At 65.7% G+C, this 16,335-nt stretch carries 15 protein-coding genes; 2 read left to right on the plus strand and 13 right to left on the minus strand.

Translation table 11 applies throughout. The features are described 5' to 3' along the window. Positions 1–271 precede the first annotated feature (271 nt). From Q0743_RS01525 to Q0743_RS01535, 3 genes are all read right to left on the minus strand, one after another. The gene (locus Q0743_RS01525) at positions 272–1,279 is read right to left on the minus strand and encodes an Hsp33 family molecular chaperone (RefSeq protein ID WP_298239832.1); all 1,008 of its coding nucleotides are present in this window, start codon (positions 1,277–1,279) and stop codon (positions 272–274) included. Positions 1,280–1,579: 300 nt separating this feature from the next. Continuing rightward, positions 1,580–2,515, minus strand: a complete 936-nt coding sequence (gene argF / locus Q0743_RS01530; RefSeq protein ID WP_298239833.1) for an ornithine carbamoyltransferase — start codon at positions 2,513–2,515, stop codon at positions 1,580–1,582. Beyond that, on the minus strand, positions 2,515–3,723 hold the full coding sequence (locus Q0743_RS01535) for an aspartate aminotransferase family protein (RefSeq protein ID WP_298239834.1): 1,209 nt from the start codon (positions 3,721–3,723) through the stop codon (positions 2,515–2,517). Before Q0743_RS01535 ends, argF begins: the two co-directional genes overlap by 1 nt. A 459-nt stretch (positions 3,724–4,182) precedes the next feature. Between Q0743_RS01535 and Q0743_RS01540 the strand changes: the two genes are divergently transcribed. Continuing rightward, on the plus strand, positions 4,183–4,695 hold the full coding sequence (locus Q0743_RS01540; protein WP_014491301.1) for a GcrA family cell cycle regulator: 513 nt from the start codon (positions 4,183–4,185) through the stop codon (positions 4,693–4,695). A gap of 253 nt (positions 4,696–4,948) precedes the next feature. Here the strand turns inward: Q0743_RS01540 and phoB are convergent, their stop codons facing one another. The 10 genes from phoB to Q0743_RS01590 all read right to left on the minus strand — a co-directional run bounded on the left by phoB (position 4,949) and on the right by Q0743_RS01590 (position 14,941). Continuing rightward, positions 4,949–5,656, minus strand: a complete 708-nt coding sequence (phoB, locus tag Q0743_RS01545; RefSeq protein WP_298239835.1) for a phosphate regulon transcriptional regulator PhoB — start codon at positions 5,654–5,656, stop codon at positions 4,949–4,951. 22 nt (positions 5,657–5,678) lie between these two features. After that, positions 5,679–6,395, minus strand: a complete 717-nt coding sequence (gene phoU, locus Q0743_RS01550) for a phosphate signaling complex protein PhoU (protein ID WP_298239836.1) — start codon at positions 6,393–6,395, stop codon at positions 5,679–5,681. 11 nt (positions 6,396–6,406) lie between these two features. Further along, entirely contained in the window at positions 6,407–7,225 is an 819-nt protein-coding gene (gene pstB, locus Q0743_RS01555; protein WP_298239837.1) for a phosphate ABC transporter ATP-binding protein PstB, read from the minus strand. Beyond that, a complete protein-coding gene (gene pstA, locus Q0743_RS01560) occupies positions 7,222–8,067 on the minus strand; it encodes a phosphate ABC transporter permease PstA (RefSeq protein ID WP_298239838.1) in 846 nt (281 codons plus the stop codon). The genes pstB and pstA overlap by 4 nt, the downstream gene beginning before the upstream one ends. Position 8,068: 1 nt before the next feature. After that, complete coding sequence (pstC, locus tag Q0743_RS01565) at positions 8,069–9,058, minus strand: phosphate ABC transporter permease subunit PstC (protein WP_298239879.1); 990 nt, start codon at positions 9,056–9,058, stop codon at positions 8,069–8,071. A gap of 183 nt (positions 9,059–9,241) precedes the next feature. Further along, a complete protein-coding gene (pstS, locus tag Q0743_RS01570) occupies positions 9,242–10,255 on the minus strand; it encodes a phosphate ABC transporter substrate-binding protein PstS (RefSeq protein ID WP_298239839.1) in 1,014 nt (337 codons plus the stop codon). A 151-nt stretch (positions 10,256–10,406) separates the two neighbouring features. Beyond that, positions 10,407–11,699: an ATP-binding protein gene (locus tag Q0743_RS01575; RefSeq protein WP_298239840.1), complete on the minus strand. Its 1,293-nt coding sequence runs from the start codon at positions 11,697–11,699 to the stop codon at positions 10,407–10,409. A gap of 28 nt (positions 11,700–11,727) precedes the next feature. Beyond that, complete coding sequence (locus Q0743_RS01580; protein WP_298239841.1) at positions 11,728–12,786, minus strand: lysylphosphatidylglycerol synthase domain-containing protein; 1,059 nt, start codon at positions 12,784–12,786, stop codon at positions 11,728–11,730. A 455-nt stretch (positions 12,787–13,241) separates the two neighbouring features. Then, positions 13,242–13,544 (minus strand): hypothetical protein, encoded by a 303-nt coding sequence (locus Q0743_RS01585; RefSeq protein ID WP_298239842.1) that lies wholly within the window; start codon positions 13,542–13,544, stop codon positions 13,242–13,244. Between the two features lie 2 nt (positions 13,545–13,546). Then, positions 13,547–14,941: an OmpA family protein gene (locus Q0743_RS01590; RefSeq protein WP_298239843.1), complete on the minus strand. Its 1,395-nt coding sequence runs from the start codon at positions 14,939–14,941 to the stop codon at positions 13,547–13,549. Between the two features lie 164 nt (positions 14,942–15,105). On the opposite strand from Q0743_RS01590, the gene Q0743_RS01595 reads away from it, so the two are divergent. Continuing rightward, positions 15,106–16,164 (plus strand): polysaccharide deacetylase family protein, encoded by a 1,059-nt coding sequence (locus Q0743_RS01595; RefSeq protein WP_298239844.1) that lies wholly within the window; start codon positions 15,106–15,108, stop codon positions 16,162–16,164. Positions 16,165–16,335 lie beyond the last annotated feature (171 nt).

The raw sequence follows: 16,335 nt of genomic DNA on the forward strand, positions 1-16,335 counted from the left end.
GCCGCGTCCACCGCAAGCCCGGCTCGCGATCAAGACGACGACGAGATCGCCCCTCAAGGTAGAGCCGGGATGGGAAACACATACGCCAAAACCGAATTTCGGTAAAGCGAAATATTTTCGGGCGGATGGATTGACAGAGCGCGACCACAGGGGTGGTGCCGTAGGGTGGGCAAAGGCGCGCGCTTGCGCGACGTGCCCACGCATCCTCACCAGTCACACGCAGATCGTGGGCACGGCGCTTTGCGCCTTTGCCCACCCTACGAGAGCTCGCTCACGCGTCTTCCACGCCCGCCTCGTGCGGGGTGAACTGGTAGACCGACGAGCAGAACTCGCAAGTCACCACGACCTTGTCGTCCTTCACCATGGCGGCGCGATCGTCCGGCGAGAAGCTCTTGAGCATCGAGGCGACCGCGTCGCGCGAGCAGGAGCATTGCGCCTTCAGGGCCAGCGGATTGAACACACGCACGCCGCGCTCGTGGAACAGGCGGAACAGCAGCCGCTCGCCGGAGAGCTCGGGATCGATCAGCTCGACGTCCTCGACGGTCTCGATCAGCGAGCGCGCCTCGACCCAGGCATCGTCCTCCGCGACAGCGTGCACTTCGGCACCTTCGGGCGCGTCGCCGGGATGCAGGTCCGCCTGCCGCGCGCGCTCCGGCGCCTTGGGCAGAAACTGCATCAGCATGCCGCCGGCGCGCCAGCGATGCTTGCCGCCGTCATTGGAGCGCCATTCCTCGCCGACCGCCAGACGCACCTTGGTCGGGATCTGCTCGGAGCGCAGGAAATATTCGTGGGCGGCGTCTTCCAGGCTGCCGCCGTCGAGCGCGACCAGGCCCTGGTAGCGGCTCATGTCGGGCCCCTGGTCGATGGTCATGGCGAGATGGCCGCGGCCCAGCAGCGTGCCGGAATCCCTGGTATCGCCGAGGCGTGCGGCATCGAAGCGCGCATAGGCACGCAGGCGATCCGGCGCCTGGTAGTCCACCACCAGGAACGACACCGGACCGTCGGTCTGGGCCTGCAGGATGAAGCGGCCCTCGAATTTCAGCGCCGAGCCGAGCAGCGTCGTCAGCACGATGGCCTCGCCGAGCAGCTTGCCGACCGGCGCCGGGTAATCGTGCTTGGTCAGGATGTCGTCGAGCGCAGGGCCAAGGCGCACCAGGCGCCCGCGCACGTCGAGCGCGTCGACCTCGTAGGGCAGCACGGCATCGTCGATCGGAACCGCGGATGGCGCACGAACCGGGCCTTCGGACCCGGTTTTCATGTCAGGGGATTGGGAAACCATGGGGCGTTATCTGGGGTCGGAGGGGACGGAATGGAAGGGGCGCGGGCGGTGGTGTGGGGTGCTCCGGATGCGACTGGGATTGTACCAAGCAGTCTCAAACTCAGTGTCGTCCCTGGGCGCGCGATAGCGCGAACCCGGGATCCATAACCACAGGATTGCATCGTAGCACGGGATGACAACTCCGAGTCGTCGCCAAACTCGACCCTGTGGTTATGGGTCCCGGATCTGCGCGCGCTTGAGGCGCGCTTGTCCGGGACGACAGCGGAGTGTGTGAGGCGGCCGCCGGGCTTCCAGCTCGGCCTACTTCACCGCGTCAAAACACCAGGCCAGAATGCCCTTCTGCGCGTGCAGGCGGTTTTCGGCCTCGTCGAACACGACCGACTGCGGGCCGTCGATCACCTCGTCGGTGACCTCCTCGCCGCGATGGGCGGGGAGACAGTGCATGAACAGCGCGTCGGGCTTGGCGAGCGACATCAGCTTGCTGTTGACCTGGTAGGGCTTGAGCACGTTGTGGCGGTGCTCGCCTTCCTTGTCGCCCATCGACACCCAGGTGTCGGTGACGACGCAATCGGCGCCGCGCACGGCGGCTTCCGGATCGGTGCCGAGCATGATCGGCGCGCCCGTCGCCTTGACCCAGTCGCGCATCGCCTTTTTCGGCGCGAGCTCGGGAGGGGTGGCGACGTTGAGCTGGAATTTGAAGCGCTCGGCGGCATGCGCCCAGGACGCCAGCACGTTGTTGTCGTCGCCGGTCCAGGCCACCGTCTTGCCCTCGATCGAGCCGCGATGCTCCTCATAGGTCATGAGGTCGGCCATCACCTGGCACGGATGCGAACGCCGCGTCAGGCCGTTGATGACGGGCACCGTCGCGTATTCCGCAAGCTCGAGCAGCGCGTCGTGATTGAGGATGCGGATCATGATGGCATCGACATAGCGCGAGAGAACGCGTGCGGTGTCGGCGATGGTCTCGCCGCGGCCGAGCTGCATCTCGGCGCCGGTGAGCATGATGGGCTCGCCGCCGAGCTGGCGCATGGCGACGTCGAACGAGACGCGGGTGCGGGTCGAGGGACGCTCGAAGATCATCGCCAGCGTCTTGCCTTCGAGCGGCCGCACCGGCTGATGCGCCTTCTGCTTCGCCTTCATGGCGGAGGAGGCCGCGAGCATGCGCTTGAGCTCCGACAACGGCAGCTCGTTGATGTCGAGGAAGTGCTTCGGTGCCTTGGTGGGAGACTTGCTCATCAGCTTGCCGCCCGCTTGGTCTGACTGGAGGAGATCGCGGTGCAGGCGCGCTCCAGCCTGCTGACGCTGTCCTCGATCTCGGCTTCGGTGACGATCAAAGGCGGCAGGAAGCGCACGACATTGTCGCCGGCCCCGACCGTGAGCAGCTTTTCGTTGCGCAAGGCGGCGACGAGATCGCCGGAGGGCACCACGGCCTTGATGCCGATCAGCAGGCCCTCGCCGCGCACCTCGCTGACGATGTCGGGGTGCCGGTCGATCACGGAGGCGAGCTTCTGCTTGAGCAGCAGCGACATCTTCTGCACGTGGTCGAAGAAGCCGGGCTTGAGCATGACGTCGAGCACCGCATTGGCCGCCGAGATCGCCAGCGGATTGCCGCCGAAGGTGGAGCCGTGCGAGCCGGGGCCCATGCCGGCGGCCGCGTCCGCGGTCGCCAGCACAGCACCGATCGGAAAGCCGCCGCCGAGTGCCTTCGCCAGCGACATCACGTCGGGCGTGACGCCGGTGCGCCGATAGGCGAACAGATCGCCGGCGCGGCCCATGCCGGTCTGCACCTCGTCGAAGGCGAGCAGCAGGCCCTTCTCGTCGCAGAGCTGGCGCAAAGCCTTCAGGAAGGTCGGCGGCGCCGAGCGCACGCCGCCCTCGCCCTGGATCGGCTCGATCAGGATGCCGGCAGTGTTCGGACCGATCGCCTTCTTCACCGCCTCGATGTCGCCATGCTGCACCTGGTCGAAGCCGTCCATCGGCGGGCCGAAACCTTCGAGATATTTTGCAGAGCCGGTCGCGGCGAGCGTTGCCAGCGTGCGGCCGTGGAAGGCGCCTTCGAAGGTGATGAGGCGATAGCGCTCCGGATGGCCCTTGGAGAAATGATGATGGCGGACCAGCTTGATCACGCCCTCCAGCGCCTCGGCGCCGGAATTGCAGAAGAACACGAAGTCCGCAAAGCTCTCGTTGCACAGGCGGCTCGCGAGCTTTTCGCCGTCCGGGCTCTGGAACAGGTTCGACATGTGCCAGAGCTTGGTCGCCTGCTCCTGCAGCGCCTTGATCAGATGCGGATGGCAATGGCCGAGCGCGTTCACGGCAACGCCCGAGGTGAAGTCGAGATAGCGGTCGCCATTGGTCGCGATCAGCCAGCAGCCTTCGCCGCGCTCAAAACCGAGATCGGCCCTGGCAAAAACGGGGAGCAAATGCGGGGCTGCGCTGTTAGTCATGACGGCCACTTGAATGTTGCGGACGGTGTGATGGTTGCATTGCGCAACGCACCATTGACCGGCCCGGAAAACGAAACGTGCCGCCTTTTAAGGGCGGCACGCGGGAGCATCTTAGGCCTGGTGAAACGGGTGTCAATGCCACCCGGAAAGCCTCAGGAAACGCTGATTCCGTAGTCTTGCGGTGGCGATTTTGCGGGTTTTTCACCACGGAACATGTGGAAGCGAGTCGGCGGACTCTTGCGCGTGAGTCACGCCATATTGTAGCGTTTGGACTGTCAGATACGACATCTCGTGCAGCGGTTCTGATCCCAAGAGTCCTCATGTACCGGCGTAAACGTTCGGGCGGCAGTCAAGCGCCCGGCGAGCCTTAAGGGATTCTGGCGGCACGGGTTTTTCGAGGCTTAGGCATTCGCCGCAAGGGCGCCAGGACGGCAGCCGCGTGGCGAGGGAAAGGGTGCAATGACGGTTTTGACCTGGTCCGACGATCGCGTCGAGCAGCTGAAAAAGCTCTGGGAGGCCGGATTGTCGGCCAGCCAGATCGCGGCTGAGCTCGGCAATGTGACCCGCAATGCCGTGATCGGCAAAGTGCACAGGCTCGGTCTGTCCGGCCGCGCCAAGAGCCCTTCATCGGCAGCGCCGCGGCCGCGCAAGGCGCGTCCCGCGCAGCACATGATGCGGGTGACCCGCCCGATCGCGCGCGGCAACACCGCGCTGGCGCAGGCTTTCGAGGTCGAGGTCGAGGCCGAGCCCGTTACCTACGACAACGTGGTGCCGATGAGCCAGCGGCTGTCGCTGCTCGAATTGAACGAGGCGACCTGCCACTGGCCGGTCGGCGATCCATCGAGCCCGGATTTCTTCTTCTGCGGCGGCAAGGCGCTCTCGGGCCTGCCCTACTGCGCCCAGCACTCGCGCGTGGCGTATCAGCCGGCGGCGGATCGCCGGCGTGCGCCGGCCAAGCCGGGCCCGCGCTGAGATCGCGGATTTCGCTGAATGCAAGGACGGCAGCCGTCACACGATGACGGCTCAAGACATCCGATGTCGTCCCGGACAAGCGCGCCAAAAGCGTGCGCAGATCCGGGACCCATAACCACCGCAAGGCGTGGTTACGGGGACTCGGAGTTACCTTTTCGCAAGACAATCACACCCTGTGGTTATGGGTCCCGGATCTGCGCTGACGCTTGTCCGGGACGACACTGAGAGTGTCGCAATAGCTCGCTAAACCAGCTTACGTCGTCTCGGCCTTCGCGAAGCGATCATCCAGCGCGTAGCCGGCGCCGCGGACGGTGCGGATGGGATCCTGCTCGCGGCCGAGATTGAGCAGCTTGCGCAGACGGCCAATATGCACGTCCACGGTGCGCTCGTCGATGTAGATGTCGCGGCCCCAGACGCTGTCGAGCAGCTGCTCACGCGAGAACACGCGGCCGGGATGCTCCAGGAAGAACTCCAGGAGGCGATATTCGGTCGGGCCGAGATCGATCGGCCGGCCGGAACGCGCCACGCGGCGCTTGTCGCGGTCGAGCTCGATGTCGCCAAAGGCGAGCACGGTGGCGAGCCGCTCGGGGCTGGCGCGCCTGAGCAGGCCCTTCACGCGCGCCAGAAGCTCCGGCACCGAGAACGGCTTGACGATGTAATCGTCGGCGCCGGTCGCAAGGCCGCGCACCCGCTCGCTCTCCTCGCCGCGCGCGGTGAGCATGATGATCGGCAGCTGCTTGGTCTCGGGCCGGGTACGCAGGCGCCGGCACAGCTCGATGCCTGACAGCCCCGGCAGCATCCAGTCGAGCACGATCAGATCGGGGATGTGTTCCTTGAGGCGGGTGTCGGCGTCGTCGCCGCGCATCACCGTCTCGACGTCATAGCCGTCGCCTTCGAGGTTGTAGCGGAGAAGCTCGGTGAGAGCTTCCTCGTCCTCAACCACCATAATGCGTGCGCCCATGGTGTCGTCGCTCCTTAGGTCTTCAGGTATTCGGGATCGTCGTGGCGAACGTCGTCATGTCGCCCTTCGGCCGCTTGTCGGTGATCGCCTGGCCCTCGATCATGTAGAACACGGTCTCGGCGATGTTGGTGGCGTGGTCGCCGATGCGCTCGATGTTCTTGGCGCAGAACATCAGATGGATGCAGAACGAGATGTTGCGCGGATCCTCCATCATGTAGGTGAGGAGCTCGCGGAACAGCGAGGTGCAGATCGCATCGACCTCCTCGTCGCCCTTCCACACCGCCATCGCCGCCGGCAGATCGTGCGCGGCATAGGCGTCCAGCACGCTCTTGACCTGCTGCTGCACGAGGTCGGTCATGTGCTCGAGGCCGCGGAACAGCTTGAGCGGATGGAAATCGGTCTCCAGCGCGGCGACGCGCTTGCCCATGTTCTTGGCGAGGTCGCCGATCCGCTCGAGGTCGGTCGCAACGCGCATGGCACCGACGATCTCGCGCAGGTCGACGGCCATCGGCTGGCGGCGGGCGATGGTGAGCACGGCGCGCTCCTCGATGCGCCGCTGCAGCGCGTCGAGATCGGCGTCGATGGTGACGACGCGCTGGCCGAGCGCGACGTCGCGGCGGATCAGCGCATCGACGGAATCGACGATCATGCGCTCGGCGATGCCGCCCATCTCGGCGACCAGGCGGGTGAGCTCCTGGAGGTCGGTGTCGAAGGCCTTTGCGGTATGTTCAGTACCCATATTGCGTCTCCTCAGCCGAACCGGCCGGTAATGTAGTCCTGCGTGCGCCGGTCGGTCGGCGACGTGAAGATCTTGCTGGTGTCGTCGAACTCGATCAGCTCACCGAGATACATGAAGGCGGTCTTGTCGGAGACGCGGGCCGCCTGCTGCATGTTGTGGGTGACGATCGCGATCGTGTAGTTCTCCGACAGTTCCTGGATCAGCTCCTCGACCTTGGCGGTCGAGATCGGATCGAGCGCCGAGCAGGGCTCGTCGAACAGGATCACCTCGGGCCGAACCGCCACGGTGCGGGCGATGCACAGGCGCTGCTGCTGGCCGCCGGAGAGCGACAGGCCGGAGGCGTTGAGCTTGTCCTTGACCTCGTTCCACAGCGCGCCGCCGCGCAGCGCCTTCTCGACGCGGTCGTCCATCTCGGACTTCGAGATCTTCTCGTAGAGGCGGATGCCGAAGGCGATGTTCTCGTAGATCGTCATCGGGAACGGCGTCGGCTTCTGGAACACCATGCCGACCCGGGCGCGCAGCAGATTGAGGTCGAGCTTGGGGTCGAGGATGTTGGTCTGGTCCAGCATCAGCTGGCCGGTGACGCGCTGGCCCGGATAGAGGTCGTACATCCGGTTGAAGATGCGCAGCAGCGTGGACTTGCCGCAACCGGACGGGCCGATGAACGCGGTGACGCGATTGGTGCCGAGCGTCAGATTGATGTTCTTCAGCGCGTGGTGCTCGCCGTAATAGAAATTGAGGTTGCGCACCGTCACCTTGGCCGGCGCCTCCGGCAACGGGTGCGAGGCGAGGTGAGCGTTGGAACTCATGGATACGGACAAATCGGTCATTTTGCAGTCCTCTCGGCGCCGAGGATGCGGGCGCCAATGTTCAGGGCAAGCACGGTGAGCGTGATCAGCAGCGCGCCGCTCCAGGCGAGCTGCTTCCAATAGGCGTAGGGGCTCTGCACGAAATTGTTGATGGTGACGGGCAGGTTCGCCATCGTCTTGTTCAGGCCGAGGCTGAAGAACTGGTTCGACAGCGCGGTGAAGAGCAGCGGCGCCGTCTCGCCGGCGACGCGGGCGGTGGCCAACAGAACGCCGGTGATGAGGCCCGACCGGGCCGCACGGTAGGCGATGCGCTTGATCACCAGCGAGCGCGGCAGGCCGAGCGCGCTTGCCGCCTCGCGCAGCGCGTTCGGCACCAGCAGCAGCATGTCCTCGGTGGTGCGCAGCACCACCGGGATGACGATGACGGCGAGCGCGAGCGCGCCCGCGATTGCCGAGAAGCCGCGCATCGGCACCACCACCGCGCCATAGATGAACAGGCCGATGATGATCGAGGGCGCCGAGAGCAGGATGTCGTTGATGAAGCGGATCACCGAGGTCAGGCGGTCGTTGCGGCCGTACTCGGCGAGATAGGTGCCGGCGAACAGGCCGAGCGGCGCGCCGATGCCGACGCCGAGCACGGTCATGATCAGCGAGCCGACGATGGCGTTGAGCAGGCCGCCTTCGGTCGAGCCGGGCGGCGGCGTGTTCTCGGTGAAGAGCTGGAGATTGAGCCCCGCGACGCCGTTGTAGAGCAGCGTGATCAGGATCAGCGCGAGCCAGGTGACGCCGAACGCTGCGGCGGCAATACAGAGCCCTCGGACCACGATGTCCTTGCGGCGGCGGCGTGAATAGATCGGGTTCATGTCACTTCCCCGCCTTCTTTTCCAGGCGCAGCAGCATCAGCCGCGCGGCCGCGAGCACGAAGAACGTCAGCACGAACAGCAGGAGGCCGAGCAGGATCAGCCCGGACTGGTGCAGGCCGTCGCTCTCGGCGAACTCGGAGGCGATCGCCGCCGAGATCGTGGTGCCCGGGGCGAAGATCGACGACGAGATCCGGAACGAATTGCCGATGATGAAGGTCACCGCCATGGTCTCGCCGAGCGCGCGGCCCAGCGCCAGCATGACCCCGCCGATGATGCCGACGCGGGTGTAGGGGATCACCACGCTGCGGACGACTTCCCAGGTGGTGCAGCCGACGCCGTAGGCGGCTTCCTTCAGCACCGGCGGCACCGTCTTGAACACGTCGACCGAGATCGAGGTGATGAAGGGCAGCACCATGATGGCGAGGATCAGCGCGGCGTTGAACAGGCTGAGATAGGACGGGGGGCCTGCGAAGATCGCGCCCAGCACGGGCACGCCGTCGAAGATCCTGATCATGAAGGGCTGGAAGGTGTTGGCCAGGAACGGGCCGAGCACGAAGAAGCCCCACATGCCGTAGATGATGGAGGGAATGCCGGCGAGCAGCTCGACCGCCATGCCGATCGGGCGGCGCAGCCATTGCGGGCAGAGCTCGGTGAGGAAGATCGCAATGCCGAGACCGACCGGAATGGCGATCAGCATCGCGATGAAGGAGGTGACGAGCGTGCCGTACATCGGGCCGAGCGCGCCGAGCACGGGCGGATCTGCCGACGGCGCCCATCGCTGCGTCCACAGGAAGGAGAGGCCGTATTCCTTGATCGCCGGGAACGCGCCGACGATCAGGGAGATGATGATGCCGCCGAGGATCAGCAGCACCGAGATCGCGGACAACCGCGTGATCCAGTAAAAGGTGACGTCACCGAGCTTGAACGCGCTCAAGGCCTTGGCGCGGTCATACGGTCCGGCGTCGTCGATTACGTCGCTCTGAACGGCCATCTCTGCCACGCCGATCCCCTGTACCCGTTATATATACGCTTGTTCTTGGTGTTTTTGGTGCCGTGCCCCGGATGCGGCGCAGCGCGAAGTGCTGCGACGCAGAGCCGGGGCCCAGCTCTTGTGGGTCCCGGCTCTGCGGAGCGGCATTTCATGCCGCACCGCGTCCGGGACACGAGACCTTGCTCAGCTCTTGATCTCGGCAGCCCAGGTCTTCTCGATCTGCTGGACGACGCTGTCCGGCATCGGGATGTAGTCGAGCTCTTCAGCCGCCTTGCCGCCGTTCTTGAAGGCCCAGCGGAAGAACTTGATGGCTTCCTGCGAGGCGGCCTTGTCGGTCGCGGCCTTGTGCATCAGGATGAAGGTCGCCGCCGTGATCGGCCAGGACTTCTCGCCGGGCTGGTCGGTCAGGATGACGTAATAGCCGGGCGCCTTGGCCCAGTCGGCGTTGGAGGCGGCCGCCTGGAAGGCTTCGACGGTCGGCTGCACGGTCTTGCCGGCCTTGTTGACGAGACCGGTGTAGGTCAGCTTGTTCTGCTTGGCATAGGCATACTCGACGTAGCCGATCGAGTTCTTGGTCTGGCTGATGTTGCCCGAAACGCCTTCGTTGCCCTTGGCGCCGACGCCGACCGGCCACTCGACCGCGGTGCCCTCACCGACCTTGCTCTTCCAGTCCGCGCTGGCCTTGGACAGATAGTTGGTGAAGTTGAAGGTGGTGCCCGAACCGTCCGAGCGGCGGACGACGGTGATCGCCTCCGACGGCAGCTTCACGTTCGGATTGAGCTTCTTGATGGCCGGATCATCCCACTTGGTGATCTTGCCGAGATAGACGTTGGCCAGCGTCTCGCCGTCGAACACCATCTCGCCCGGCTTCACGCCTTCGAGATTGACGACGGCAACGATGGCACCCATCACCATCGGCCACTGCGCAAGCCCGTCCTTCTCGAGCTGCTCGGCCTTGAGCGGCATGTCGGTCGCGCCGAAGGTCACGGTCTTGGCCTGGATCTGCTTGATGCCGCCGCCGGAACCGATCGACTGGTAGTTCAGACCGTTGCTGGTCTCCTTTTTGTAGGCGTCAGCCCACTTCGAATAGATCGGGAACGGGAACGTCGCGCCGGCGCCGGTGATGTCGGCAGCAAAGGCTGCCGTCGTCGAAGCGGCGACCATGCCGGCAGCGACGATCGTCTTGAGGAAATTCATGCTGGTCTCCATTGGGGGGAGCGAAGCGCCATCCGCGCCCGATCGCGCTCCCCGCGCCGCCCCCTTTAAGAGCGGTCGGCTGTGCTTTTACGAAGGTTTCGTGACAGTCGGATGACACCATCAAGCGACTGAAATCGCTTGTGTTTTTAGCCTAAACTAAAGTCTTAGCCTGGGGAAAGCAGGCGGTGAAAGTCGCACCCTGCTTGGGCACGCTTTCGATCAAAAGCCGGCCGCGATGGCGGTTAAGAATATGTTTCACCAGCGATAATCCGAGCCCGGTTCCGCCCTGCGAGCGGCTGTCGCCGACGTCCACCCGGTAGAACCGCTCCGTGAGCCGCGGCAGGTGCTCGGGCGCGATGCCGGGGCCGAAATCGCGCACCATGATCCGGATTTCCTGAGTTCCATCAGTGGCTGCGGCCGAGGTCAGCGACACGATGACGCGTCCGCCCGAGGCGCCGTATTTGAGCGCGTTCTCGATCAAATTCTCGAACAGGCGGAGCAGCTCCTCGCGGTCGCCGGCGATCATCACCGGCCCTTCGGGCAGATGGATCTCGACCTCGACCTGCCGCTCGCGCGCCAGCGGCTCCAGCCCGTCGGCGACCTGGCGGATGATCGGCAGCAGGTCGACCAGGGTGTCGGGCCGGACATGGGCCGACAGCTCGACCCGCGACAGCGACAGCAGATCGTCGATCAGGCGCGCCATGCGGGTGGCCTGGTTGTGCATGATGCCGAGGAAGCGCTCGCGCGCCTTGGGATCGTCCTTGGCTTGGCCCTGCAGCGTGTCGATGAAACCCGACAGCGCGGCCAGCGGCGTGCGCAGCTCGTGGCTGGCATTGGCGACGAAGTCGGCGCGCATCTCCTCGACCCGGCGCAGCGGCGTCTGGTCGTGGAAGGTCATCAGCATGCATTTGTCGGCGCCGCCGAAGCTGGTCGGCACCGGCACCGGCGTGATCATGAGCTCCATCCAGCGATCGACCGGGACGTGGTCGAGATAGGTCGCGCGCCGCGGCTCGGTGGTCGCGATCGACTCGCGCAGCGCCGTGATGATCTCCGGCGAGCGCAGCGCGAACTGGGCAAGCTCGTTCCGGCGCAGTGCCGGCGCAAGCTGGGCTGCGGCGGCATTGAGGTGGATGACGCGGCCGGCGCGGTCGAGCAGCACCGCCGGATCCGGCATGCCGGCGACGACCGCGGCCACCGCCGCGCTCTCGACCGGGTTGATGCGCCTGACGTCCTCGCGGGAGGCCGCGGCATCGTGCAGGCGCCAGGGGATCAGTGCCGCCGCCGCAATGCAGAGGAACACGGCAATTGCATGCAGCGCCGACATTTCGCCGAGCGAGACGACGACGGACAGCGCCAGCGCCGCGGCGATCAGGATGATGGTCGAATGCCGCAGCCGGTCGGACCAGGGCTGAGCGGCGGGAGAAGAAGGGGCGTCGATCGCCATCGGGCGGACTTCTCCTGGAGGGCTTACCTTAAGATTTGGCGCCGTCGCTGCGCTCTCTCACATAAGCGGCTTCAGGCGCCGGACCTGGGTCGAGCTTGAGCGCCGCCTGCTGCAGGCGCTTCGATCGTGCGCCGATGATAACTTCGCGAAACGTCAGCAAGATTACAGAGATGACGAAAGGGGAGAGATAATAGAGGACGCGGAACAGCAGCATGCCGCCGAGCAGCTCCTCGCGGTCCATCTGCCAGAGGCCGACCAGCATGGCGGCGTCGAACACCCCGAGCCCGCCGGGCGAATGGCTGGCGAAGCCGAGCAGCGTCGCCGAGACGAAGATCACCGCGACCACCACGAAACCGAGATTGGGCTCGTCCGGGACCAGCACGTACATCGCGAGCGCACAGAAGCCGAGATCGATGATGCCGATCGCGATCTGGAGCAGCGTTAGCGGGCCGCCCGGCAGCACCACGGTCCAGGGCCCGCGGCCGACCACGCGCGGCTGGGTCCAGACCCAGACCACGTAGCCGACCAGCCCGACAATGATCATCAGCGCCAGCGTGCGGTTCAGCCACGGCGGAAGCTGGTCGATCGAGGCGGCCGCCTCCGGATGATAGGAAATGCCGAGGCCGAGCACGGCGGCATTGCCGAGCCAGAACGTCAGGCCGGCGAGGAAGCAGATCTTTGCAACGTCGATCGCGTTCAGGCCGTAGGCCGAATAGATGCGGTAGCGCACCGCGCCGCCGGTGAAGACGGATGCACCGACATTGTGGCCGATCGAATAGGAGGTGAAGGCCGCAAGCGCGTTGATGCGATAGGGCACATGGGCATGGCCGATCGCGCGCGTGGCGAACAAATCGTAGAAGGTCAGCGTGAAATAGCCCGCGGCGACGAACAGCGCCGCCATCGCGATCTGGCTCGGCTCGGTGCTCTTGATCGCTTCGAGGACCTCGTTGAAATCGATGCCTCGCAGCATGTGGTAGAGCACATAGCAAGCGATGCCGATGACCGCGACGCTGATCACAACGCCAAGCTTATGCAGGATTTGCTTCTCGCGCAGAAACGACGTCGTCCTGCGTATGGCTTCCAGCATCTAGACCTCGAACAACGCTTCAGCGGCCAGAACGGCCGGCGGACGGGACGGCGCACAGGCACACGACGACCCCTCGCCGCCGGCTCCGGCATCGCGCATGCCCCCTGCCCCTCCACTAGCGCGTTTTCGGGCGAAGTGGAATTCGCCAATTCGAACAAAAACACGTGCCTTCAATATTTTAGGCAGGGTTATGGGCTCCTGATGCACGGTTTGGCGCCTCTAGCGGCAAGGCTTGAGGCGAATCTCCCTGGCGATCCTGCGCAGGCGCCATGAAGTTTTGATGATTTCGGCCGCACAATGTTCCGTCACGCCTTAAGCCGACGTCAATCTATGGGCGGCGGCCGCCTGTTGAAAGAGGGGACGGCCGACGCTGTTGTTCACGGATTTTCCGGTGTGCCGAAAGGCCGCGGCGGCTCCGCCACGCTCCCGACCGAGGGGGCGGGTGCGGAGCAACGTCACAGAGGGGCTGGCGGTGCGGTGCGCGCGACCACCCGGTCGCGCAGCCAGGCCCCGATGGTGCAGCCGACGAGGTAGCAGGCGAACATGACGAGGCCGAGATCGAGCCAGTAGCCGAAGCGGCCGGGGACGACATGGGCGAACGAGGCCGCGACCAGGGCCGCGGCAAGCGCGGCGAGCCAGCGCGCGGTCACCTTCGAGGTGCCGTTGCCGCGCTGGACCACCGAGATCCAGCCCATGCAGAAGCCGAGCAGCACCGAGCCGATCAGCCAGCCCATATGAAACGAGAGCAGATAGGGCATCGTCACCTCACCAGAAATTCGATGCGGCGGTTCTGCGCCTTGCCTTCGTCGGTGTCGTTGCCGGCGACCGGCTGCGTGCTGCCATGGCCGACCGCGGTGAAGCGGCTGGCGGGCAGCCCTGCCTTGACCAGATAATCGATCACGGCCTGTGCGCGCTTCTCCGAGAGTGCCTGGTTGAAGCCGCCCTCGCCGTCGGCATCGGTATGCCCGGCCACCTCGACATTGGTATTGGGGCAGCGCAGCGCCGTCTCGATCAGATGATCGAGAATGGCGGCGGAATCCGGATCGATGTCGGCGCGCTTGGCCGCGAAGCGGATCTTGCCCTTGGCCAGGAGGTCGGTGAACAATTGCTGGCACACGGTGCCGTCGACCGGCCCCGCCGCGGGCTTCACGGTGATCTCCGGCTTGTATTGCCAGTTCTTCGGGAAGTCCTTGCCGAGCCCGGCGCGGATGTCGTTGGCGGCACCTTCATAGAGCGCATCGCCCGACAGCTTCACCTCGCGGTCGGAGACGACGAGCGTGCCGGTCGACAGCCGCGACAGCGCGCCGAGCGCTGCGATCACGGCCGTGCTGAAGGAGCCGGGCGCGCCGATGCTGGCCTTGAGATTGTCGACGACCTTCTCGGTGAAGAATTTTCGCGACGCGCTGGTGGCGATCGCCGCGTGGATGGTGTTGTCGGGGACATAGCCGGTCAGCGTCACGGTCGCGGCGACCGGATCCTTGTAGGCCTGGAAGATGTAGGGCGGCGCCTTGACGTCGTTGGCAGCGATCGAGAAGCCCTCCGGCAGGTTCTTCAGCGCCGCCACGATCGCCTCGCGGCCGCCGAGGTCGCGCGCCATGCCCGACAGATTGACCTTGGTGTCCGTGATCGTGATCTTGCCGTCCTTGAGCTTGCCGATCTGGTCGAGCAGCAGCATCGCGGCGGCCTCGAACCGCGGCGGTGCGCCGCGTGCCAGGCCCATCTGGTCGGCCACCTCGACGCCGCCGACCTCCTTGCGGGCCGCCTCGGTCAGTCGCCCCTTGATCGACGGCAGCGGCGCGGAGCCCGACAGGGTCACCCGCACCACGTCGCGCTCGGCGTTCCAGACGAAGGGTTTGGCCTCGGGAACAAGGCGGGTCCGGTCGTCGACCAGGCGCACGCCGGGGACGGTCTCGACCGCCGTCACGGCGTCGCGGCGGCCTTCCTCGGAGAAGGCGTCCGCAACCAGGCTGACGTCGCGGCCGTCCACCGTGATCCGGGTCTTGTCCAGGACGGTCCCCTTCAGCGCGGCCGAGCTGCGGGCCGACAGGTCGGCCTCGACCGGTAAGGTATTATTCCAGGCCGCAAATCCCCACATGACGGCCAGGGGAACTAACCCCGGCCACCATTTGCTGGCCCACCTGAAAAGCTTCTGCATTCGACGACCCGAACTCTGGAACCGGAGACAAAACAAACCCTTGGCAGGCTGTCAAACCGGAAATGGCGCCCTTCCGAAGGCACCGGCTGGACAATCGGGATAACTTTTTCTTCAAGGGTTCTTCCGTAAGTTGAAGGCGGAATGCCAAAGTCCGCCAGCCGGTCATGAAACAACTGCGTAACAACGTCATCCGCGCCGGGCTGGGAGCACTCTATTTCAGCGGCGCACACCACCTGCTGCGCCCGCTTCTGTCGGGCGTCGGCGCCATTTTCATGCTGCACCACGTCCGGCCGGCCCGCGAGGCCGCGTTCCAGCCGAACCGGCACCTCGAAGTCACCCCCGAATTCCTGCGCGAGACGCTGTGCCATTTGCGCTCGCGCGACATCGACATCGTCACCATGGACGAGCTGCATGAGCGGCTGGTGCAGGGCCGGTTCGAGCGCCGCTTCGCCGCCTTCACCTTCGACGACGGCTATCGCGACAATCTGGATCACGCGCTGCCGGTGTTGCGCGAATTCGACGCACCGCTGACGGTCTATGTCGCGAGCGACTTTGCCGAGGGCACCGGACGGATATGGTGGGCGGCGCTGGAGGCCGTGATCGCCAAGGCCGAGCAGATCGACGTCACGATCGGCCACTCCGCGCTGCGGCTCGATGCGACGACGCCCGCGGCCAAGCAGGCCGCCTACGACCGCCTGCACGACTGGCTGCGCGCGCTGCCGGGCGAGCACGATCTGGCGCGCGAGATCGAGGCGCTCTGCACGAGATATGACGTCGACATGGTCGCGCTGTGCCGCGGCCTCTGTCTGTCCTGGGACGAGTTGAAGAGCTTTGCCGCCGATCCGCTGGTGACGATCGGCGCGCATAGCGTCAGCCATTGCAATCTCGCCAAGCTGGCGGAAGACGTCGCCGCGCAGGAGCTGGGGATGAGCCGCGCGCGGATCGAGCAGGCGCTGGAGCGCCCCGTGCTGCATCTCGCCTATCCCTATGGCGACCGCGAGGCCGCCGGCACGCGCGAATTCGGCCTCGCCGCGACGGCCGGCTTCAAGACCGCCGTGACGACGCGGCCGGGCATGCTGTTCGCCGAGAATGCCGACCACATGACGGCACTGCCGCGCGTCTCGCTCAACGGCAATTATCAGGACGCAAGAATTCTGCCGGTGCTGACCTCGGGCGCGGCGACCGCGATGTGGAACGGCTTTCGCCGGATCGCGGCGGCGTAGGCGCCGCTGTCGTCCCGGACAAGCGCGCCCCAAGCGCGCGCAGATCCGGGACCCATACCGCGTGATCTTTCGATTGGTATGCGCGGCCAATCCCGAACGACCACTCCTCGCCAAAGCACTCCCTGTGGCTACGGGTCCCGGATCTGCGCTGACGCTTGTCCGGGACGACAT

The organism is uncultured Bradyrhizobium sp., assembly GCF_936943645.1.
Taxonomy (GTDB): Bacteria; Pseudomonadota; Alphaproteobacteria; order Rhizobiales; family Xanthobacteraceae; genus Bradyrhizobium.

Coding starts and splice junctions, on each gene's coding strand:
- Q0743_RS01525 (WP_298239832.1), bottom strand. CDS start 1,279: ATGGTTTCCCAATCCCCTGACATGAAAACCGGGTCCGAAGGCCCGGTT.
- argF (WP_298239833.1), bottom strand. CDS start 2,515: ATGAGCAAGTCTCCCACCAAGGCACCGAAGCACTTCCTCGACATCAAC.
- Q0743_RS01535 (WP_298239834.1), bottom strand. CDS start 3,723: ATGACTAACAGCGCAGCCCCGCATTTGCTCCCCGTTTTTGCCAGGGCC.
- Q0743_RS01540 (WP_014491301.1), top strand. CDS start 4,183: ATGACGGTTTTGACCTGGTCCGACGATCGCGTCGAGCAGCTGAAAAAG.
- phoB (WP_298239835.1), bottom strand. CDS start 5,656: ATGGGCGCACGCATTATGGTGGTTGAGGACGAGGAAGCTCTCACCGAG.
- phoU (WP_298239836.1), bottom strand. CDS start 6,395: ATGGGTACTGAACATACCGCAAAGGCCTTCGACACCGACCTCCAGGAG.
- pstB (WP_298239837.1), bottom strand. CDS start 7,225: ATGACCGATTTGTCCGTATCCATGAGTTCCAACGCTCACCTCGCCTCG.
- pstA (WP_298239838.1), bottom strand. CDS start 8,067: ATGAACCCGATCTATTCACGCCGCCGCCGCAAGGACATCGTGGTCCGA.
- pstC (WP_298239879.1), bottom strand. CDS start 9,058: ATGGCCGTTCAGAGCGACGTAATCGACGACGCCGGACCGTATGACCGC.
- pstS (WP_298239839.1), bottom strand. CDS start 10,255: ATGAATTTCCTCAAGACGATCGTCGCTGCCGGCATGGTCGCCGCTTCG.
- Q0743_RS01575 (WP_298239840.1), bottom strand. CDS start 11,699: ATGGCGATCGACGCCCCTTCTTCTCCCGCCGCTCAGCCCTGGTCCGAC.
- Q0743_RS01580 (WP_298239841.1), bottom strand. CDS start 12,786: ATGCTGGAAGCCATACGCAGGACGACGTCGTTTCTGCGCGAGAAGCAA.
- Q0743_RS01585 (WP_298239842.1), bottom strand. CDS start 13,544: ATGCCCTATCTGCTCTCGTTTCATATGGGCTGGCTGATCGGCTCGGTG.
- Q0743_RS01590 (WP_298239843.1), bottom strand. CDS start 14,941: ATGCAGAAGCTTTTCAGGTGGGCCAGCAAATGGTGGCCGGGGTTAGTT.
- Q0743_RS01595 (WP_298239844.1), top strand. CDS start 15,106: ATGAAACAACTGCGTAACAACGTCATCCGCGCCGGGCTGGGAGCACTC.